Consider the following 16,614-nt stretch of genomic DNA (forward strand, 5'->3'; position numbering starts at 1 on the left):
TTCCAATGCAGGTTATCATGGTGAGCGATAGGTGCCGTTGCAAGCTCGCATAGTGCAAATAACGATGCCGTATGCACTTTTTGTCATAAAGCCTTTGACCGCTAACCAAGGGTCGGTGCTAGTATCGGCTTAAGACGACATTGGCGGGCCTGCTGCAAGCGCGGCAGATGCAACCCCGACGCCTGATCGGTGGTGGCCAGGTCGATCCTGTGGCCCAGCGTTGCGTGCCTATAGTAGGCAGTGCGCTGGTTCTTGGTGATCTTTAATGGCGAGTTGCCCGATGACTCAGGTTTCCCTGCCTTTCACGCGCGAAGAGTACGCTAACCGCCTGTGGAAAGTGCGTGCTGAAATGGCCAGTCGTGGTATTGACGTACTGATCGTCAGTGACCCTTCCAATATGGCTTGGCTGACCGGCTACGACGGTTGGTCGTTTTATGTGCATCAGTGTGTGCTGGTGGGCCTTGAAGGCGAGCCGGTATGGTTCGGGCGGCGTATGGATGCCAACGGTGCTCTGCTCACCTGTTGGATCGATCCCGAAAACATTACCTACTATCCGGATTACTACGTACAGAATCCGGACATGCACCCGATGGAGTATCTGGCTCAGTCGATCATGCCGGATCGCGGCTGGCATCTGGGGGTGGTGGGTATGGAGATGGATAACTACTACTTCTCCGCCAAGGCCTATCTAAGCCTACTGCGCGAACTCCCCCATGCGCGTTTTATGGATGCCAATGCGCTGGTTAACTGGTGCCGGGCGATCAAATCGCCGCAAGAAGTGGCCTATATGCGCATTGCCGCCAAGATTGTGGAAGGCATGCATACGCGTATTCTTGAAGTGATTGAGCCTGGCTTGCCCAAGAGCAAGCTGGTGTCAGAGATTTACCGCGTTGGCATCGAAGGTTTTGTGGATGAGAACGGCAAAGTATTTGGCGGCGACTATCCCGCCATCGTGCCCATGCTGCCTACTGGTAAAGACGCCGCCGCGCCACACCTAACCTGGGACGACACGCCGTTCCGCAAAGGTGAAGGTACTTTCTTTGAGATTGCCGGGGTGTTTAAACGCTATCATGCGCCGATGTCGCGCACCGTATTTCTGGGCACACCGCCGACGGATTTTATTCGCGCGGAATCAGCTCTGCTAGAAGGCATCGAAAATGGTTTGGCAGTGGCCAAACCTGGTAACCGTACGGCGGATATCGCCATGGCACTGGGTGCGGCGATGGATAAATACGGTTTTGACCGTGGCGGCGCCCGCTGTGGTTACCCTATCGGTATCTCCTATCCGCCCGACTGGGGCGAGCGCACCATGAGTCTGCGCCCCTCGGATGAAACCATTCTCCAGCCAGGCATGACGTTCCACTTCATGCCTGGGCTATGGGTCGATGACTGGGGTCTGGAAATTACCGAAAGCATTCTGATTACCGACGATGGCTGTGAGACGCTGGCCAATTTCCCGCGCCAGCTGTTTGTGAAGTAGTGCTGATATAGCTGCCCGTAACATAAAGGAATTTTTTCATGACGACGATGCGACCAAGTCCCATTTCCGCCACCGTTGATTTTGATGCCGATGGCGTGCAGCACGGCTTTTTAAAGCTACCGATCTCTACCGATGAGTCTGCCTGGGGCGCGGTGATGATTCCTGTGACCGTGGTAAAAAACGGCGAAGGCCCCACGGCACTGCTGACCGGCGGCAACCACGGCGATGAATATGAGGGCATCACCTCGCTACTGAAACTCTCTTCAACGCTGAAGGCAGAGGACGTGACAGGGCGGGTGATTATCGTGCCGTGCATGAATACTCCAGCGGTTATGGCAGGCAAGCGTACCTCTCCGATGGACAAGGGCAACCTCAATCGCAGCTTTCCCGGCGACCCCAATGGCAGCGTCACACCGCAAATTGCCGACTACTTCACCCGTGTGTTGGTACCCATGGCGGACGTGGTGCTCGACCTTCACTCGGGCGGCCGCACGCTGGATATTCTGCCCTTCGGCGCGTCTCACGTGCTGGATAATAAAGAGCAGCAGCAGGCCGCTCTGGAAGGTGCCAAAGCGTTCGGCGCCCCCTATGCCATGGTGATGTTTGAGTTGGATGCGGAAAAACTCTTCGACACTGCCTGCGAGCGCCAGGGCAAAGTCTTTGTGGCCACCGAGCTTGGCGGCGGCGGTACTTCCACCCCACAAAGCATTGCCATTGCCGAGCGCGGCGTGCGCAATTTCCTGATTCACTACGGCCTTGTAGAAGGCGAAGTGGAAATGCCCACAGGTGGGCAACTGTATCTCGATATGCCCGACGCCAGTTGCTACGTGCAGAGCCAGCACTCCGGCGTGTTAGAGCTATTGGTGGCCCTGGGTGATGAAGTGAAAAAAGGCCAAACCATCGCCTACGTGTACGACATGACCCGCAGCGGCACCGATCCGGTTGCCTATAAAGCAGAGCGCGACGGCATTCTAATGGCTCGCCGTGCCCCCTCACTGATCAATATGGGGGATACCCTGGCGGTGATTGCCGATGTTGTTGAACGCCTGGAGGCGTAATCCTCGGCATGATGAAACTTGACCGTTACGATCTGAAAATTCTCGATATCCTCTCCCGCGATGGGCGAATCACCAAGTCGAAGCTAGCCGAGGCGATCAATCTCTCGGTCAGCCCCTGCTGGGAGCGGGTAAAGCGCCTGGAAAAGGCTGGCATCATTGAAGGGTATACCGCGCGCATCAACGCGGACGTGTTGGTGCCGCGCAATCCTGTCTGGGTGCAGATTGAGCTCAAGCAGCACAACGCCGAAAGCTTCACTCGTTTTGAAGCGCTAGTGATGCAAACCCCGGAAGTTACCGAGTGTGTGGCGGTGGGCGGTGGGGTGGATTACTTAGTGAAGTTTGAAGCGCGCACCATCGATAGCTACCAGCGTTTGATGGATAAGTGGCTGGTCTCTGAAGCCGGTATCGAGCGCTACTTCACCTATATCGTGACCAAAACCGTCAAGCGCGTTCCTATAGGCATTGATACCGACGACATTCTTTAATGTAGTTTTGGCCCCCTATCGTAAGCCCACCAAAAAAAAGCACTGCCAAACGCTCTCTGACAAAAAAAGTCGCGTGATAAGTCTCGGTTTTCAAAAACACTTCGTGGCTCCTCTCCGTTAACCTGTGGGCATTCGACGGCAAGGCTAATCAGCACTTGCTGACAATGCCACACAGTGACTGCAGCGCTCGGTTAGCCAGACTGCATTTGAGGGGGAGGTTCCCATGACCACACTATCGACCACGCTCGCCAAGCGCCTGGAAGATCCGCGTCTGTTCCGGCAGTACGCCTACGTGAACGGTAAGTGGACTCACGGGGAAGGCGGTCGCGAAGAGGCTGTCTATGACCCCGCTACCAATGAAGCCATTGGTCATATCCCGTTGCTGGAAGCCGAGCAGATAACCGCCGCTGTAGATGCCGCTGAAGCCGCTTTTGTACAGTGGCGGGCGCTACGCGCCGATGAGCGCTGCGAGCGCCTGCTGGCCTGGTATGACCTGATTCAAGCTAACCGTGAAGACCTTGCGACCATCATGACGCTGGAGCAGGGTAAGCCGCTGCCCGATGCCCGTGGGGAGGTGCAGTACGGTGCCAGTTTCGTGCGCTGGTTCGCCGAAGAGGGTAAGCGTACCTATGGCGAAACCATCCCCAGCCATATTCCCAACGCATCACTTGGTACCATTAAAGAGCCGGTGGGAATCGCGGCGATGATTACTCCATGGAACTTTCCGTTGGCGATGATTACCCGCAAAGCTGCGGCGGCGCTGGCAGCGGGCTGCCCGGTGATCGTCAAACCCGCCAATGAAACGCCCTTCTCGGCGTTGGCGCTGGCGGAGCTGGCCGAGCGTGCTGGGATTCCCGCGGGGATTTTCAATGTGGTGCTGGGCGATCCTGCGGAAGTCTCAAAGATTCTCTGCGCCGAATCGCGTATTCGGGCGTTGTCGTTCACCGGTTCCACCCGCGTGGGCCGTCTGCTGATTGAGAAGAGCGCTAATACCGTCAAGCGGCTCTCCCTGGAGTTGGGGGGCAATGCACCGTTTATCGTTGGGCCCGATATGGATCCCAAAGAGGCGGCCTTTGCAGCCATTGACGCCAAGTTCCAAACCGCTGGGCAGGACTGCTTGGCTGCTAATCGCATCCTGGTGCACGAATCTATCCATGATGAATTCGTAGAGCATTTCAGCGAGCGTATGGCGGCGCTTACCGTGGGCAATGGCCTCCACAGTGAGATAGACCTTGGCCCGTTGATTCACCGTCAGGCGGTAGAAAAGGCGGCCGCGATTGTCGATGACGCCATTTCCAAAGGCGCCAAGATGGTGGGGGGTGATCAAAGCCAAGCACCGGGGGAAAACTTCTTTATGCCGGTGATGCTGACCGGCGTGACGGCGCAGATGAAAGTGTGGCGGGAAGAGAACTTCGCGCCTGTGGCCGGGATCACCGCCTACAGCACCGACGACGAAGTGATTGAAATGGCCAACGACACCGAGTACGGCCTGGCGGCGTATATCTATACCCACGATATTCGCCGCATCTGGAAGCTGATGCGCGCCCTGGAGTACGGCATGGTCAGCGTTAACTCGGTTAAGATGACCGGCCCGCCGGTTCCCTTTGGTGGCGTGAAGCAGTCTGGCCTTGGCCGTGAAGGCGGTGCCACGGGTATCGATGAATACCTGGAAACGAAGTATTACTGCCTGGGCGCGCTGGGTTCGGTGTCGGGTAGTTAAGTCCGGGAACTTGAGTTGGCCTTGTGGGAGGCCGGCTCGGCCGGGCGAAGGCACCGTTAGGTGCCCAAAAATAAGTTCATCATTAATGAATAAAGCACCTCCCCGCTGACTGGGGAGGTTTACCGTACAGAGAGAACACTATGAGCTTGCATCAGGATTTGATCGAACGCGACCGTAAAGTCACTTTCCACGCCTCTACCCACTTGCGCGATTTCGCCCATGGCGATGCGCCGGGCCGCGTGATTACCGGCGGCAAAGGCATCAATATCGTGGATAAGGACGGCCGCGAATTTATCGACGGCTTTGCCGGGCTTTACTGCGTCAACATCGGCTACGGGCGCACCGAAGTCGCCGAGGCGATCTATAAGCAGGCACTTGAACTCTCTTACTACCATACCTACGTAGGTCACTCCAACGAGCCGCAGATCGAGCTTTCCGAGCGTATTCTAAAAATCGCCGGGATGAATATGTCCAAGGTTTACTACGGCATGTCGGGTTCTGATGCCAACGAAACCCAGCTCAAGATCGTACGCTACTACAACAACGTGCTGGGCCGCCCGCAGAAGAAAAAGGTTATCTCACGTATGCGTGGTTACCATGGTTCGGGCATTGCCTCGGGCTCGCTGACCGGCCTGAAAGCATTCCACGACCACTTCGATCTGCCCATCGATACCATTCGCCATACCGAAGCGCCGCATTACTACCTGCGTGCCGCCGAACAGCACGGCATGACCGAGCTGGAGTTCTCTGCGTATTGCGCTGAGAAACTGGAAGCGATGATTCTGGAAGAAGGCCCGGATACCGTGGCCGCCTTTATCGGTGAGCCGGTACTGGGTACTGGCGGTATCGTACCGCCGCCGGAAGGCTACTGGGATGCCATTCAAAGCGTGCTGGCGAAGTATGACGTGCTGTTGATTGCCGATGAAGTGGTCTGTGGCTTTGGCCGTACCGGCTCTGACTTCGGTAGCCACCACTACAATATGAAGCCTGACCTGGTCACCATCGCCAAGGGCTTAACTAGCGCCTACCAGCCGCTCTCCGGCGTGATTGTTGGCGAGAAGGTGTGGCAGGTGCTGGAGCAGGGCACCGGTGAGTATGGCCCCATCGGCCACGGCTGGACCTACTCTGGCCACGCTCTGGGCTGTGCGGCAGGGCTTGCCAACCTGGATATCATCGAGCGTGAAAACCTGGTGGGTAACGCGTCGGAAACCGGTGCTTACTTCCAGCAGCAGCTAAAAGCCAATTTCGAAGGTCATCCGCTGCTGGGCGACGTTCGTGGTGTAGGCCTGATGGCGGCACTGGAGTTCTCTCCGGATGCCAAGCAGCGCCTGCACTTCGACCCAGCGCTTAAAGTCGGCCCTCGCGTGGCGGCTGCCGCCATGGAAGAGAACCTGATTGCCCGGGCCATGCCGCAAGGCGATATTCTCGGCTTTGCGCCGCCGCTGACCATTAATCGTGGTGAAGTGGACGAGATGATTGGCCGCGCCAAGCGCGCCATTGACCGGGTTACCGATGAGCTTACGCGCTCTGGCGACCTGAAAAGCGGTGAAAAAGAGGCCGCGTTTACGGTCTGACCGAGTGTCGTAGTCTTCTGAGCGCCGCTGCCTGTGCAGCGGCGCTTTTGTTATTGAAGGTGTCGTCTATGCTAAAGATATAAGCTGAACTCAGGTCACAATCAATTGAAAGTTAAGGAGTAGCCAACGATGCAACCGGTCTTAGCCTTCGATGTATACGGTACGCTGATCGATACCCAAGGCGTTACTGTTGAGCTCGAACATCGCCTAACGGATGCTTCCAAAGCTGGCGAATTTGCTCGCCGCTGGCGCGATAAGCAGCTTGAGTACAGCTTTCGCCACGGCCTGATGGGGGCTTACGTGCCGTTCTCGGAGTGCACCCGCGAAGCGCTGGTTTTTATTGACCGCGCACTGCAAACCGGGCTTTCGGATAATGACCAAGATCATCTGATGGCGGTGTATGCTGAGCTGCCCGCGTTTGACGATGTAGTGCCTGCGCTCGATCAGCTTCGCGAAGCGGGCATACGCTGCGTGGCGTTTTCGAACGGCACAGCAGATGCCGTGTCCAAGTTACTCACTCGAGCAGGCGTTGAGAGCCATATGGACGATGTAATCAGCGCCGATGAGGTAAAACGCTTTAAGCCAGACCCAGCAGTGTACGCGCATTTGCGTAGCCGCTTAGAGACACGCCCCGAGCACACATGGTTGGTTTCCAGTAACCCTTTTGATGTGATTGGCGCCACCCATGCAGGCCTACGCAGTGCCTGGATACGGCGCAGTTCCGACGCCCCTTTCGACCCTTGGGGTGTCGAGCCGGATATGACGGTTACCGATCTAGAAGCATTGGCCGAGCGCATAATCCGCTAGGTTGTTAACCTACGTCGACAAGCCGCATAATGACGTACGCTTAACGACTTAGGAGATGACCATGTCAGAAAAAATTTACTGTGTTGCCGGTTTTAAGCCCAAACCTGGCAAAGAAGAAGCGGTATTCAAAGCGCTTCAGTCGTTAGAGCCGAACACCCACCGGGAAGATGCGTGCATTCACTACACCGTAACCCGGCAGATTGATAACCCCTTCGCCCAGGGCACCAGTTATCCGATTGTTTTTCATGAAATCTGGGCCAGTCGCGAAGAGTTTGAAGCCCATTGTCAGCGCAAAGAGATTCAAGACTTCTTTGCCAAGCACGTTGAAGCGCCGGATGGCGATATCGAAGATGCCAACGTGTGTGTTTATACCGACGAACCATGGAATTTTGACGCGCCCAAGGTTTAAGCGAATCAAGGTTTAGTGAAAAAGGAGCCAACATGACCGATAAAAAGATGAACGTCGAGAGCTTTAACCTGGATCACACCAAGGTAAAAGCCCCGTACGTTCGGTTAGCCGATATTAAAGAAGGCCAGAACGGCGACCGTATTCATAAATATGACTTGCGTATCTGCCAGCCCAATAAAGAGCATATGGAGATGCCGGCACTGCACTCCCTTGAGCACTTGATGGCTGAGTTGTCGCGCAATCACACCGATAAAGTGGTCGATATCAGCCCCATGGGCTGCCAAACCGGCTTCTACATCGCAATGATTAACCACGACGACTACGACGGTGTGATCACTATCATCGAACAAACCCTGAACGATGTGCTAGAAGCCACCGAAGTGCCTGCCTGCAACGAGATGCAGTGCGGCTGGGCCGCCAGCCACAGCCTGGAAGGCGCTAAAGAATTGGCCAAAGGCCTACTGGCCAAGCGTAGTGAGTGGACTGAAGTGTTCGCCTAAGCGCTATGTGGCAGCAAAAGGTCGTTAGACGGCGCCTCCCCCTTGTTACATATAGCAAAGGGGGAGGCGTTTTTATTGAGCGTGCTTTAACGAATGGAAAACGCCGACCAACAGTGACATGCTGGCGCATTGAAAGCATTTTTTCATGGGGGAAGCGTTACTATGCTGTTGGACACGTGGCTTTTATACCTAATCGCCTGCCTTGGCCTTTCGCTTTCGCCTGGGCCAAACGGCCTGCTGGCGCTGACCCACGGCGCGCTACATGGCAGCCGTAGAACCCTGTTTACCATCGTAGGCGGCGCCACAGGATTTATGCTGATTATTGCCCTGTGCATGTTTGGCATTGGTGCGCTGCTTAAGTCGTCGGTGGTGTGGTTAACAGTGCTGAAATGGGTCGGTGGGGGGTATCTTATTTGGCTGGGTATCCAGGTATGGCGCTCGCCGCCGATTACGGGCGAGGTGGATGTGAGCGCAAGCCAAGCGAGCGGGTGGCATCTGTACCGCCAGGGGGTGCTGGCATCGGTTACCAACCCCAAGGTACTGTTATTTTTTAGTGCTTTTCTACCTCAGTTTATCGACCCACAGCGCAGTTTGATGCTGCAATATTTCGTGCTGACAGGCACCTTTGTGGCTATTGAATGTATGGTTGAAGGCCTGCTCGCCAATATGGCTAACCGCATTCGCCACTGGCTGAAGCGTGTTGGCCGCGGCTTCAATCGCACTTGCGGCGGCATCTTCGTTGCCATCGGGGCTGCGTTGCCGCTGCGCCCATGAATGCGGCTTTGCGTGGTGGCGAGCGCACGATAGAGAACCATTGACTTCCGCTTATGATGCCCCTATAAACTGGGTACAACCCATCACTCTAGGCCCTCATGTTCCTCCTAATCACGATTGCTACCCTTTCAATCGCGTTCTCGTTTTTATGTTCCATCCTTGAAGCGGCGCTTCTTTCAATTACACCCAGCTATATTGCTAAGCAGAAAGAAGACAACCCCAAGCTGCACGCCTCGCTTACGCGCCTGAAGGCTAATATCGACCGGCCCCTAGCCGCTATTTTGACGCTCAATACGATTGCCCATACTGTTGGTGCAACTGCTGTGGGGGCTCAAGCGGCGGTCGTGTTTGGCGAAGCCTCTATTGCCATCGTTTCGGCAGTAATGACAATGGCGATTTTAATACTGTCGGAAATTATTCCTAAAACCATAGGCGCGACGTACTGGCGCGGCTTGTCACCGTATTTGCCACGCCTGTTAAACCCGATGATCATTGGCTTGCTGCCTTTTATCTGGATGTCGGAGCAGATCACCCGCCGGCTAGGTAAGTCAGAGCATGATGTCGATCTGCGTGATGAAATTAAAGTACTTGCCCGCGTCGGCCTGGAAGAGAAGGTTCTGGACGAGGACGAGTCGCGCACCATTATCAATATGCTCAACTTGCACGATATCGTCGTCAGCAAAGCGATGACGCCGCGCACGGTGTGTGAAACCGTTTTGCCTGACATGACCGTGAAAACGTTCGATGAGCAGTATGGCAAAGCACCGTTTACGCGCTTCCCAGTGATGGACAACGGTGAGCAGGCCTTTGGTTATGTGCATAAAGCAGATATGTACCACGCTGACGATGCCAAAACGATGCGCGAGTTGATGCATCCGATTGGCAGCGTGGACGTCTCACATAACATCGAGCAGGTATTCACCTCTATGCTAAAAGATCACCTGCACATGCGGGTTGTCTACGACGAGCATGGCACTTTTGTAGGTTTAATCACGTTAGAAGACATTATCGAAACCATTCTGGGGCAAGATATTGTCGATGAGACCGACAATGTGGCCAATCTACGCCACTATGCTAAACAGCAGTGGATCAAGCGGGTTAAACGGGAAGATAAAGCTGCCAAAGCAGCCGAGTAATCCCAAAGAAGGTGCTCTCTGTTGTTGATTTAAAGCGGCGCCTTGGGGCGCCGTTCTGCTTTTACAGGCATTTATATTCAGGCTTTTACGCCGTTAGACTACGCTTGGCAGAGCGAGGGAACGTTGTACTACGACTCGCTGTCTTAGCGCTAAATGATCTATAGTGAAGGTGTTGAAAGTCAAATAAGCTATTAGGGCGTCTAACGCCCATTAAGGAGGAAAGCATGTCATTACGTATTAATGCAGTCGTGCCCGATTTCGAAGCGGAGACGAGCCAAGGGCCGATTCGTTTTCATGACTGGATTGGCGACAGCTGGGCGATCCTGTTTTCGCATCCTAAAGACTTTACCCCGGTTTGCACGACAGAATTCGGTGCCGTCGCGCAGCTGAGCGCAGAGTGGAAGAAACGTGGCACCAAAGTAATCGGTGTTTCCGTGGATGGTGTTGAAGACCACAAACGCTGGGGCAATGACATCCAAACCGTCAGCGGCAGCGAAGTCGATTTTCCGATCATCGCCGACGACGGTCTTACGGTGTCAAAGCTGTATGACATGCTGCCGGAAGATGCCTACCTGCCCGATGGCCGCACGCCAGCAGACAGCGCAACGGTGCGCTCGGTGTTTATTATCGGGCCGGATAAGCAGTTGAAGCTTTCCATGACCTATCCAATGACCGTAGGGCGTAACTTTGCGGAAATCCTACGCGCCCTGGATGCATTGCAAACCACGACGAAACACGGCGTTGCCACCCCAGCTGATTGGACGATAGGTCAGGACGTGATTATTCCGCCTAGCGTTTCTGACGCCGATGCCAAGCAGAAGTATGGCGAGTATGAAACGGTTCTGCCTTACCTGCGTAAGACGCCACTGCGTTAATTGCGTTAGTAGAATAGTGTAAAAAGCGAAAAGCCAGCGCCTATGCGCTGGCTTTTGCATGGGCCATCAAGTGGACTCTATACAATGTTTTTGTCGGGCGTACGTAGGAGTTCGCTGACGGAGAAGCGAAGCAGGAGAGAGTAGTGGTTTGCAGCACTTAGCCGAAAAAGCTAATCGTCTAGCGTTTTGCGGGAAGAGATTCGCGAGGCGGGGTGGTGGTCGCTAATGTTGTGCAACAGATCGAATTGGCGGGCGCAGTGACGGCAATCCCGGCACATCGACAGGTGAAGACGAAGAGCCATCTTTTCACGCAATGTTAATATTTTGTCCTGTTTTAAAGACATCAACCTCGTGGCTTCGCGGCACATAAGCATATCAGGTTCCCCTCAGCTAATTTAACCAACCATGATCCAAGCACTCTCTTAGCCGTAAACGCGCACGGTGTAAGATGACCCAGCAGTTGGTTTCAGTAATGCCGGTTTCCTTACAGATCTCTGTGGTGGAGAGCCCCATGAGTTCACGCAAGGTAAATACGCGTGCGATATTCTCCGGTAAGGCTATCAAGCAGGCATCAAATACTTGCCAAAAACGCTGGTTTTCTAACACCTGCTCAGGCTCTCCCCAGTGGCTGGGGCGGGCAGCGCTTTGCCAGTGACCATCCTGTTGAAATAGACGGTCAAGGGTGTCGTCATCTAAGTCCAGGCCTAACGGTTGCCAAGTACCTTGACGGCGCTGTTGACGCAGTTGATCCAGAATTTTGTATTTTAATATGCCAAATACCCAGGTCTCGAACTCGGAGCGCCCTTCAAAGGTGGCGCTTTTCTCAAAGGCGGTGAGCAGGGTCTCCTGTACAGCATCTTCAGCGGCGGTAGAGTCGCGTAACTGCAAGCGCGCAAAGGCCACTAAGCGGGGTCGTAGCTGGGTAAAGTGGGCGGCGGCGAACGTAGCGGAATGAGGCACGAGAATCCCCTTTTAATGTTCCCAAGGCGCACTACTGACATCGCGCTAATGAAAACCATCGTTATTTATTCATTAGGCATTAATGCGTTAAAGTACGTGTTGATACCACGTTAGACAACAACGTGTCGTTCTCTTTGATGCCTTTCTGAATGCCAACCGAGTTTATGCTGTCCATGGAAAATACGTTGTTATTAGGGTTTTTGGGCAGCTTAATTGCTGGATTGTTGACGGCGGTAGGTGCGCTACCGGTGCTGCTAGGTAAAACGCCTAGCCGTGGCTTTCGTGATTTGGCGTTAGGTTTTGCGGCGGGGGTAATGCTGGCAGCGTCATTCTTTTCGCTGATTATTCCAGCGCTTGACGCTGCGGAAATCTATTATCCCGGTGGCCCCGTGCCTGCCGCGATTGTTTGTGCGGCTATTTTGTTAGGAATGGGCGCGATTGCGCTGCTTAACGAGCATCTGCCCCATGAGCATTTTGCCCAGGGCCGTGAAGGGCCGGAGGCTGCATCGCTTCGCCGGGTGTGGCTGTTTGTGTTTGCGATTACTATCCACAACCTGCCGGAAGGCATGGCAGTGGGCGTTGGCTTTGGGGCCAATGGGTTAGAGGGCGGTATGCCCCTGGCGATCGGTATTGGCTTACAGAACATGCCAGAAGGACTCGCCGTTGCGGTCGCCTTAATGGGCGAGGGCTACTCAAAGTGGCGCTCCTGGTCGATTGCTGCGCTAACCGGCCTAATCGAGCCCGTTGGCGGGCTATTTGGTGCCAGTATTGTCAGCGTTTCCCAAATACTGCTGCCCTGGGGCCTGGCCTTTGCCGCCGGCGCGATGCTGTACGTGATCAGCCACGAAATCATCCCCGAAACCCACCGCTGCGGGCACCAGAAAAAAGCCACCTTTGGCTTGGCGATGGGGCTGGTGATTATGCTGTTCTTGGATGTGTGGCTGGGTTAATTGCGCGTTAACCTATGACATCCGCGCCACCGTGAGGCCCCGTTTGATGGCACAACCGGTGGTCGCTGAGTACGTCAATAATATGGCACTGGCCAACATTGCCCCCCGCACATTGATTGATCATGCGTTTGAGCTCATCGCGTACCGAGGTGAGTCGTGCAAGTCGTGCCTCGACCTCGGCTAGGTGACGCTTCGCTAGCGTGTCTACCTCTTCGCAGGGCATAGTGGGGTAATCCGCCATTTGTAACAGCTCCCGGACTGCCTCCACCGAAAAGCCAAAATCCCGCGCATGGCGAATAAACGTCAAACGGCGGATAGCAGCAGTAGTGTAGCGCCGCTGATTGCCTTCGTTGCGCGGTGCTGAAGGCAGTAGCCCAATCTGTTCGTAGTAGCGCACCGTTTCTGGCTTGCAGCCGGACTCGCGTGCCAGCTCACCAATGCCGATATAACGTTCAGTGGCAGTTGGCTCAGGGGTTTGATCTTTCATTACTTGAACCTCTAGTGACTACAGGTATTACGCTGCTCCTAAGATAGACTAACTTGGAGCAAAGAGCGATGAGTACGACCACACCGGCTAAAACCTCTGCAGTTTCTCCGTCGCCGACCACCCTGCGCGTGCAAGGTATGGACTGCGGTGGCTGCGAACGTAAAGTTGAGGCGGCGCTAAATCGTTTAAACCATGTTGAACATGTTTCCGCGAGTTCTGTCACCGGCTCGGTGCGATTAACCGCACCGCCCGGTAAGACCCTGCCACATTCCGATATTGAGTCAACGATCACGGCTCTGGGCTACCAGGTAATCGATGAGTCGGTGAACACAACTGAATCGGAAAAGTCGTCCTCATGGTGGCAGTCGCCTAAAGGGCGTTTGGTGATTGTCAGTGGTGTATTGCTGGCGCTTGCCTGGGGGCTTAAATTCGCCTGGCCCACCCTGGGCAGTTGGCCGTTCATCGCCGCAACGGTCGTTGGTCTTGTGCCGGTTATTCAGCGTGCTTGGCAGGCGCTTAAGATGGGTAACCCTTTCACCATTGAAATACTGATGAGCATCGCAGCCCTAGGGGCACTGGCGATAAACGCCGCCGCTGAAGCGGCAGTGGTGGTGTTTCTATTTGCAGTGGGGGAGATGCTGGAAGGCGTTGCCGCCGCTCAGGCGCGCCGCAGTATTTCGGCGCTTTCCAAGCTGACTCCCTCTACTGCGCGGTTGATGGAGCAGGGCGAAGCTCGGGAAGTTGCTGCCGCGTCTCTGGTGCCGGGGCAACGAGTGCAGGTACGCCCTGGCGACCGTCTGCCCTGTGACGGGCAAATTATTGCCGGTCACTCTTCGATTGATGAATCGCCTGTGAATGGTGAGTCGGTGCCACGGGAGCGTAGCGAAGGCGAGTCAGTATTTGCTGGCACCGTCAATCTGGATGGCGTGCTTGAAGTTGAGGTAACCCGCAGCGCTGAAAACAACACCATCGCCCGAGTGATTAAGCTCGTGGAGGAGGCTCAGGCGGCCAAAGCACCAGTGGCGCGTTTTATTGACCGCTTTGCGTTTTACTATATGCCTGCGGTCGTCGGGGTGGCGCTGCTGGTCGCTATCGTACCGCCGCTGGTATCGACGATGCTGTGGTCGGAATCCATCTATCGCGCCCTAGCGCTACTGCTTATTGCTTGCCCCTGTGCGCTGGTGATTTCGACGCCCGCGGCCATTGCAGCCGGGTTATCGGTGGGCGCTCGCAACGGTCTGCTGATGAAAGGCGGTGCGGTATTAGAGCAGTTAGGCAAACTCAAGCGGGTCGCGCTGGATAAAACCGGCACGCTAACCGCGGGCAAACCCACCGTGACGGATGTAGAGAGCCTTGAAGCGGGTAGCCGTCTTGATAAAAGCCGTTGCGCTGAGATAGTGCGTCTTGCTGCCGCTCTGGAGCAGGGCTCGAGCCACCCCCTCGCTGTGGCGATCAGTGACTATTATGACCGGCAGGAGGGGGCTTCGGTACCTACTGTGCAAGGTGCTCGTGCGCTAGCAGGGCAGGGCGTTGCCGGACATGTCGAAGGACGTGAGTTAATGCTGGTGAGCCCGCGCTATTTACAATCTTTCACCCAGCACACCGGTGAGATAAAAGCCCGTATTGCGGCGTTGGAAGCGCAGGGCAAAAGCTTGGCCATATTGCTAGAAAGAGGGATAGAAAGAGGGATAGAAGGAGAGGACGGGATAGAAAGTGAGCGCCTATTAGGACTAATCGCTCTGCGTGATGAACCCCGTGAAGATGCTCGCGAAGGTCTTCAAGCGTTAGAGCGCCTAGGTGTGCAAGCCGTGATGCTCAGCGGTGATAATGCCCGCACCGTGGCGGCCATTGGTGAACAGTTGGGCATTGAAGCAGAAGGCGAGCTGATGCCGGAAGATAAAGCCCAGCGCGTGCGCGAGTGGCAGGCGCAAGGGCTTGGGCCAGTGGGTAAAGTGGGCGATGGTATTAACGATGCACCGGCACTCGCAGCGGCAGAAGTGGGTATTGCCATGGGTAGCGGTACCGATGTGGCGCTTGAAACCGCCGACGCCGCGCTGCTTAAAAACCGCGTAGGTGGGATAGCCGAGATGATCGCACTTTCCCGGGCGACCATGCGCAATGTAAAAACCAACGTGGCCTTGGCGCTTGGCTTCAAGGCGCTGTTTTTGGTCTCTACGGTGCTGGGGATTACAGGGATGTGGGTCGCGGTAATGGCTGACACTGGGGCGACCGTGCTGGTCACCCTCAATGCATTGTACTTATTGCGTTACCGCTTTAATGAAATTGGCTAGAAAGCGATCAGCTAGAAAGAGTCGACTAGTGGCTCTGTACGTACTCAACCAACGCCTGGGCGAAGGAGTCGGTAGAGCCAGTGCCGCCCATATCGGGGGTGACCATATCGCGGCGGGTTTCCAGCACGGTACGGATACCCTGGCGGATGGCGGTGCCTTTCTCTGTCATGCCCAGGTGATCAAGCATTTGTGCTGCGGCGAGCAGCAAGGCGCAGGGGTTAGCGATGTTTTTGCCTTCGATATCCGGCGCTGAGCCATGCACCGCTTCAAAAATCGCTGCTTTTTCGCCGATGTTCGCCCCTGGAGCCAAACCCAAACCGCCGACTAAGCCCGCACAAAGGTCAGAGAGAATATCGCCAAACAGGTTGGTAGTGACCACCACATCAAACTGATGTGGGTTCATTACCAGCTGCATGCAGGCGTTATCGACGATCATCTCTTGGAATTCGATCTCGGGGTACTCTTTGGCAATCTCCCGCGCTACGTCCAGGAACAAACCCGAGCTGGTTTTGATAATGTTGGCTTTGTGTACCGCGGTGACTTTTTTGCGACCGTTGTTTTTGGCCAGCTCAAAGGCGTAGCGCACAATGCGCTCGGAGCCTTTGCGAGTCACTTTGATCACCGAAATGCCAGTATCGCCGTCGTCTATCATCTCCTGGCCGTCGGAAAGATACGCGCCTTCGGTGTTTTCGCGCACGGTGATCATATCAATATCGTCGTAGCGCGAGCGGGTACCGGGGAAGCTAATCGCCGGGCGCACATTGGCATAAAGGTCAAAGTGACGACGTAGCTGCACGTTAATCGAGGAGAAGCCTTTGCCAATCGGCGTGGTTAGCGGGCCCTTCAGCGCAATGCCGTATTTCTCGATGGCATCCAACGACTCCTGGGGAATCAGCGTGCCATGCTTTTCAAGGGCACCTAAGCCAGCATCGATGTGCTGGTAGGTTAAGCCACAATCTAAGGCGTCGAGTACTCGCAGCGTGGCCTCCATAATTTCGGGACCGATACCGTCGCCCTTGATGACTGCAATAGATTGGCTCATGTGCTGCTCCTCTTTGAGCGACAAGTGTGTTGCGTATGCCGCTTCAACGTAAATAGTTGGGACTTG

The 16,614-nt window shown here is 55.2% G+C and carries 17 protein-coding genes; 13 read left to right on the forward strand and 4 right to left on the reverse strand.

The window, feature by feature from the left end:
* Window positions 1-280 precede the first annotated feature (280 nt).
* The 11 genes from doeA (at window position 281) to HALA3H3_RS14605 (ending at window position 10,818) form a co-directional block, all read left to right on the forward strand.
* Window positions 281-1,480: an ectoine hydrolase DoeA gene (gene doeA / locus HALA3H3_RS14555; protein WP_027958052.1), complete on the forward strand. Its 1,200-nt coding sequence runs from the start codon at window positions 281-283 to the stop codon at window positions 1,478-1,480.
* A gap of 38 nt (window positions 1,481-1,518) precedes the next feature.
* Window positions 1,519-2,538 (forward strand): N(2)-acetyl-L-2,4-diaminobutanoate deacetylase DoeB, encoded by a 1,020-nt coding sequence (doeB, locus tag HALA3H3_RS14560; RefSeq protein WP_022522327.1) that lies wholly within the window; start codon window positions 1,519-1,521, stop codon window positions 2,536-2,538.
* Between the two features lie 8 nt (window positions 2,539-2,546).
* The gene (locus HALA3H3_RS14565) at window positions 2,547-3,023 is read left to right on the forward strand and encodes an Lrp/AsnC family transcriptional regulator (RefSeq protein ID WP_022522328.1); all 477 of its coding nucleotides are present in this window, start codon (window positions 2,547-2,549) and stop codon (window positions 3,021-3,023) included.
* A 223-nt stretch (window positions 3,024-3,246) separates the two neighbouring features.
* Complete coding sequence (locus tag HALA3H3_RS14570; protein ID WP_022522329.1) at window positions 3,247-4,743, forward strand: NAD-dependent succinate-semialdehyde dehydrogenase; 1,497 nt, start codon at window positions 3,247-3,249, stop codon at window positions 4,741-4,743.
* A gap of 140 nt (window positions 4,744-4,883) precedes the next feature.
* Window positions 4,884-6,317 carry an aspartate aminotransferase family protein gene (locus HALA3H3_RS14575; protein WP_009287349.1) on the forward strand — a complete coding sequence of 478 codons (1,434 nt, stop codon included), beginning with the start codon at window positions 4,884-4,886 and terminating at the stop codon, window positions 6,315-6,317.
* A gap of 129 nt (window positions 6,318-6,446) precedes the next feature.
* A complete protein-coding gene (locus tag HALA3H3_RS14580; protein ID WP_009287348.1) occupies window positions 6,447-7,124 on the forward strand; it encodes a haloacid dehalogenase type II in 678 nt (225 codons plus the stop codon).
* A gap of 61 nt (window positions 7,125-7,185) precedes the next feature.
* Entirely contained in the window at window positions 7,186-7,533 is a 348-nt protein-coding gene (locus tag HALA3H3_RS14585; RefSeq protein ID WP_022522330.1) for a putative quinol monooxygenase, read from the forward strand.
* Between the two features lie 32 nt (window positions 7,534-7,565).
* Window positions 7,566-8,033 (forward strand): S-ribosylhomocysteine lyase, encoded by a 468-nt coding sequence (locus HALA3H3_RS14590; protein WP_022522331.1) that lies wholly within the window; start codon window positions 7,566-7,568, stop codon window positions 8,031-8,033.
* A 162-nt stretch (window positions 8,034-8,195) separates the two neighbouring features.
* A complete protein-coding gene (locus HALA3H3_RS14595) occupies window positions 8,196-8,807 on the forward strand; it encodes a LysE family translocator (protein WP_022522332.1) in 612 nt (203 codons plus the stop codon).
* 98 nt (window positions 8,808-8,905) lie between these two features.
* Window positions 8,906-9,943, forward strand: coding sequence for a CNNM domain-containing protein (locus HALA3H3_RS14600; protein WP_009287346.1), 1,038 nt, complete (start codon window positions 8,906-8,908; stop codon window positions 9,941-9,943).
* A 224-nt stretch (window positions 9,944-10,167) separates the two neighbouring features.
* Window positions 10,168-10,818: a peroxiredoxin gene (locus HALA3H3_RS14605; protein WP_022522333.1), complete on the forward strand. Its 651-nt coding sequence runs from the start codon at window positions 10,168-10,170 to the stop codon at window positions 10,816-10,818.
* Between the two features lie 170 nt (window positions 10,819-10,988).
* On the opposite strand, the gene HALA3H3_RS27655 is transcribed toward HALA3H3_RS14605, so the two are convergent.
* Both HALA3H3_RS27655 and HALA3H3_RS14610 read right to left on the reverse strand, forming a co-directional pair.
* Window positions 10,989-11,192 (reverse strand): zf-HC2 domain-containing protein, encoded by a 204-nt coding sequence (locus tag HALA3H3_RS27655; protein WP_081742556.1) that lies wholly within the window; start codon window positions 11,190-11,192, stop codon window positions 10,989-10,991.
* Window positions 11,193-11,208: 16 nt separating this feature from the next.
* Window positions 11,209-11,778: a sigma-70 family RNA polymerase sigma factor gene (locus HALA3H3_RS14610; protein WP_022522334.1), complete on the reverse strand. Its 570-nt coding sequence runs from the start codon at window positions 11,776-11,778 to the stop codon at window positions 11,209-11,211.
* 149 nt (window positions 11,779-11,927) lie between these two features.
* On the opposite strand from HALA3H3_RS14610, the gene HALA3H3_RS14615 reads away from it, so the two are divergent.
* Window positions 11,928-12,728: a ZIP family metal transporter gene (locus HALA3H3_RS14615; RefSeq protein WP_009287345.1), complete on the forward strand. Its 801-nt coding sequence runs from the start codon at window positions 11,928-11,930 to the stop codon at window positions 12,726-12,728.
* Window positions 12,729-12,735: 7 nt separating this feature from the next.
* Here HALA3H3_RS14615 and HALA3H3_RS14620 read toward each other — a convergent pair whose 3' ends face one another.
* Complete coding sequence (locus HALA3H3_RS14620) at window positions 12,736-13,215, reverse strand: MerR family transcriptional regulator (protein ID WP_022522335.1); 480 nt, start codon at window positions 13,213-13,215, stop codon at window positions 12,736-12,738.
* A gap of 68 nt (window positions 13,216-13,283) precedes the next feature.
* On the opposite strand from HALA3H3_RS14620, the gene HALA3H3_RS14625 reads away from it, so the two are divergent.
* Window positions 13,284-15,506: a heavy metal translocating P-type ATPase gene (locus HALA3H3_RS14625; protein WP_022522336.1), complete on the forward strand. Its 2,223-nt coding sequence runs from the start codon at window positions 13,284-13,286 to the stop codon at window positions 15,504-15,506.
* Window positions 15,507-15,531: 25 nt separating this feature from the next.
* Here HALA3H3_RS14625 and HALA3H3_RS14630 read toward each other — a convergent pair whose 3' ends face one another.
* On the reverse strand, window positions 15,532-16,548 hold the full coding sequence (locus tag HALA3H3_RS14630; protein ID WP_009287343.1) for an isocitrate dehydrogenase: 1,017 nt from the start codon (window positions 16,546-16,548) through the stop codon (window positions 15,532-15,534).
* Window positions 16,549-16,614 lie beyond the last annotated feature (66 nt).

The sequence above is a fragment of the Halomonas sp. A3H3 genome, assembly GCF_000982975.1.
Lineage (GTDB): Bacteria > Pseudomonadota > Gammaproteobacteria > Pseudomonadales > Halomonadaceae > Vreelandella > Vreelandella titanicae.

Coding starts and splice junctions, on each gene's coding strand:
- HALA3H3_RS14585 (WP_022522330.1), top strand. CDS start 7,186: ATGTCAGAAAAAATTTACTGTGTTGCCGGTTTTAAGCCCAAACCTGGC.
- HALA3H3_RS14565 (WP_022522328.1), top strand. CDS start 2,547: ATGATGAAACTTGACCGTTACGATCTGAAAATTCTCGATATCCTCTCC.
- HALA3H3_RS14580 (WP_009287348.1), top strand. CDS start 6,447: ATGCAACCGGTCTTAGCCTTCGATGTATACGGTACGCTGATCGATACC.
- HALA3H3_RS14595 (WP_022522332.1), top strand. CDS start 8,196: ATGCTGTTGGACACGTGGCTTTTATACCTAATCGCCTGCCTTGGCCTT.
- doeB (WP_022522327.1), top strand. CDS start 1,519: ATGACGACGATGCGACCAAGTCCCATTTCCGCCACCGTTGATTTTGAT.
- HALA3H3_RS14600 (WP_009287346.1), top strand. CDS start 8,906: ATGTTCCTCCTAATCACGATTGCTACCCTTTCAATCGCGTTCTCGTTT.
- HALA3H3_RS14620 (WP_022522335.1), bottom strand. CDS start 13,215: ATGAAAGATCAAACCCCTGAGCCAACTGCCACTGAACGTTATATCGGC.
- HALA3H3_RS14575 (WP_009287349.1), top strand. CDS start 4,884: ATGAGCTTGCATCAGGATTTGATCGAACGCGACCGTAAAGTCACTTTC.
- HALA3H3_RS14570 (WP_022522329.1), top strand. CDS start 3,247: ATGACCACACTATCGACCACGCTCGCCAAGCGCCTGGAAGATCCGCGT.
- HALA3H3_RS14590 (WP_022522331.1), top strand. CDS start 7,566: ATGACCGATAAAAAGATGAACGTCGAGAGCTTTAACCTGGATCACACC.
- doeA (WP_027958052.1), top strand. CDS start 281: ATGACTCAGGTTTCCCTGCCTTTCACGCGCGAAGAGTACGCTAACCGC.
- HALA3H3_RS14630 (WP_009287343.1), bottom strand. CDS start 16,548: ATGAGCCAATCTATTGCAGTCATCAAGGGCGACGGTATCGGTCCCGAA.
- HALA3H3_RS27655 (WP_081742556.1), bottom strand. CDS start 11,192: ATGCTTATGTGCCGCGAAGCCACGAGGTTGATGTCTTTAAAACAGGAC.
- HALA3H3_RS14615 (WP_009287345.1), top strand. CDS start 11,928: ATGCCAACCGAGTTTATGCTGTCCATGGAAAATACGTTGTTATTAGGG.
- HALA3H3_RS14625 (WP_022522336.1), top strand. CDS start 13,284: ATGAGTACGACCACACCGGCTAAAACCTCTGCAGTTTCTCCGTCGCCG.
- HALA3H3_RS14605 (WP_022522333.1), top strand. CDS start 10,168: ATGTCATTACGTATTAATGCAGTCGTGCCCGATTTCGAAGCGGAGACG.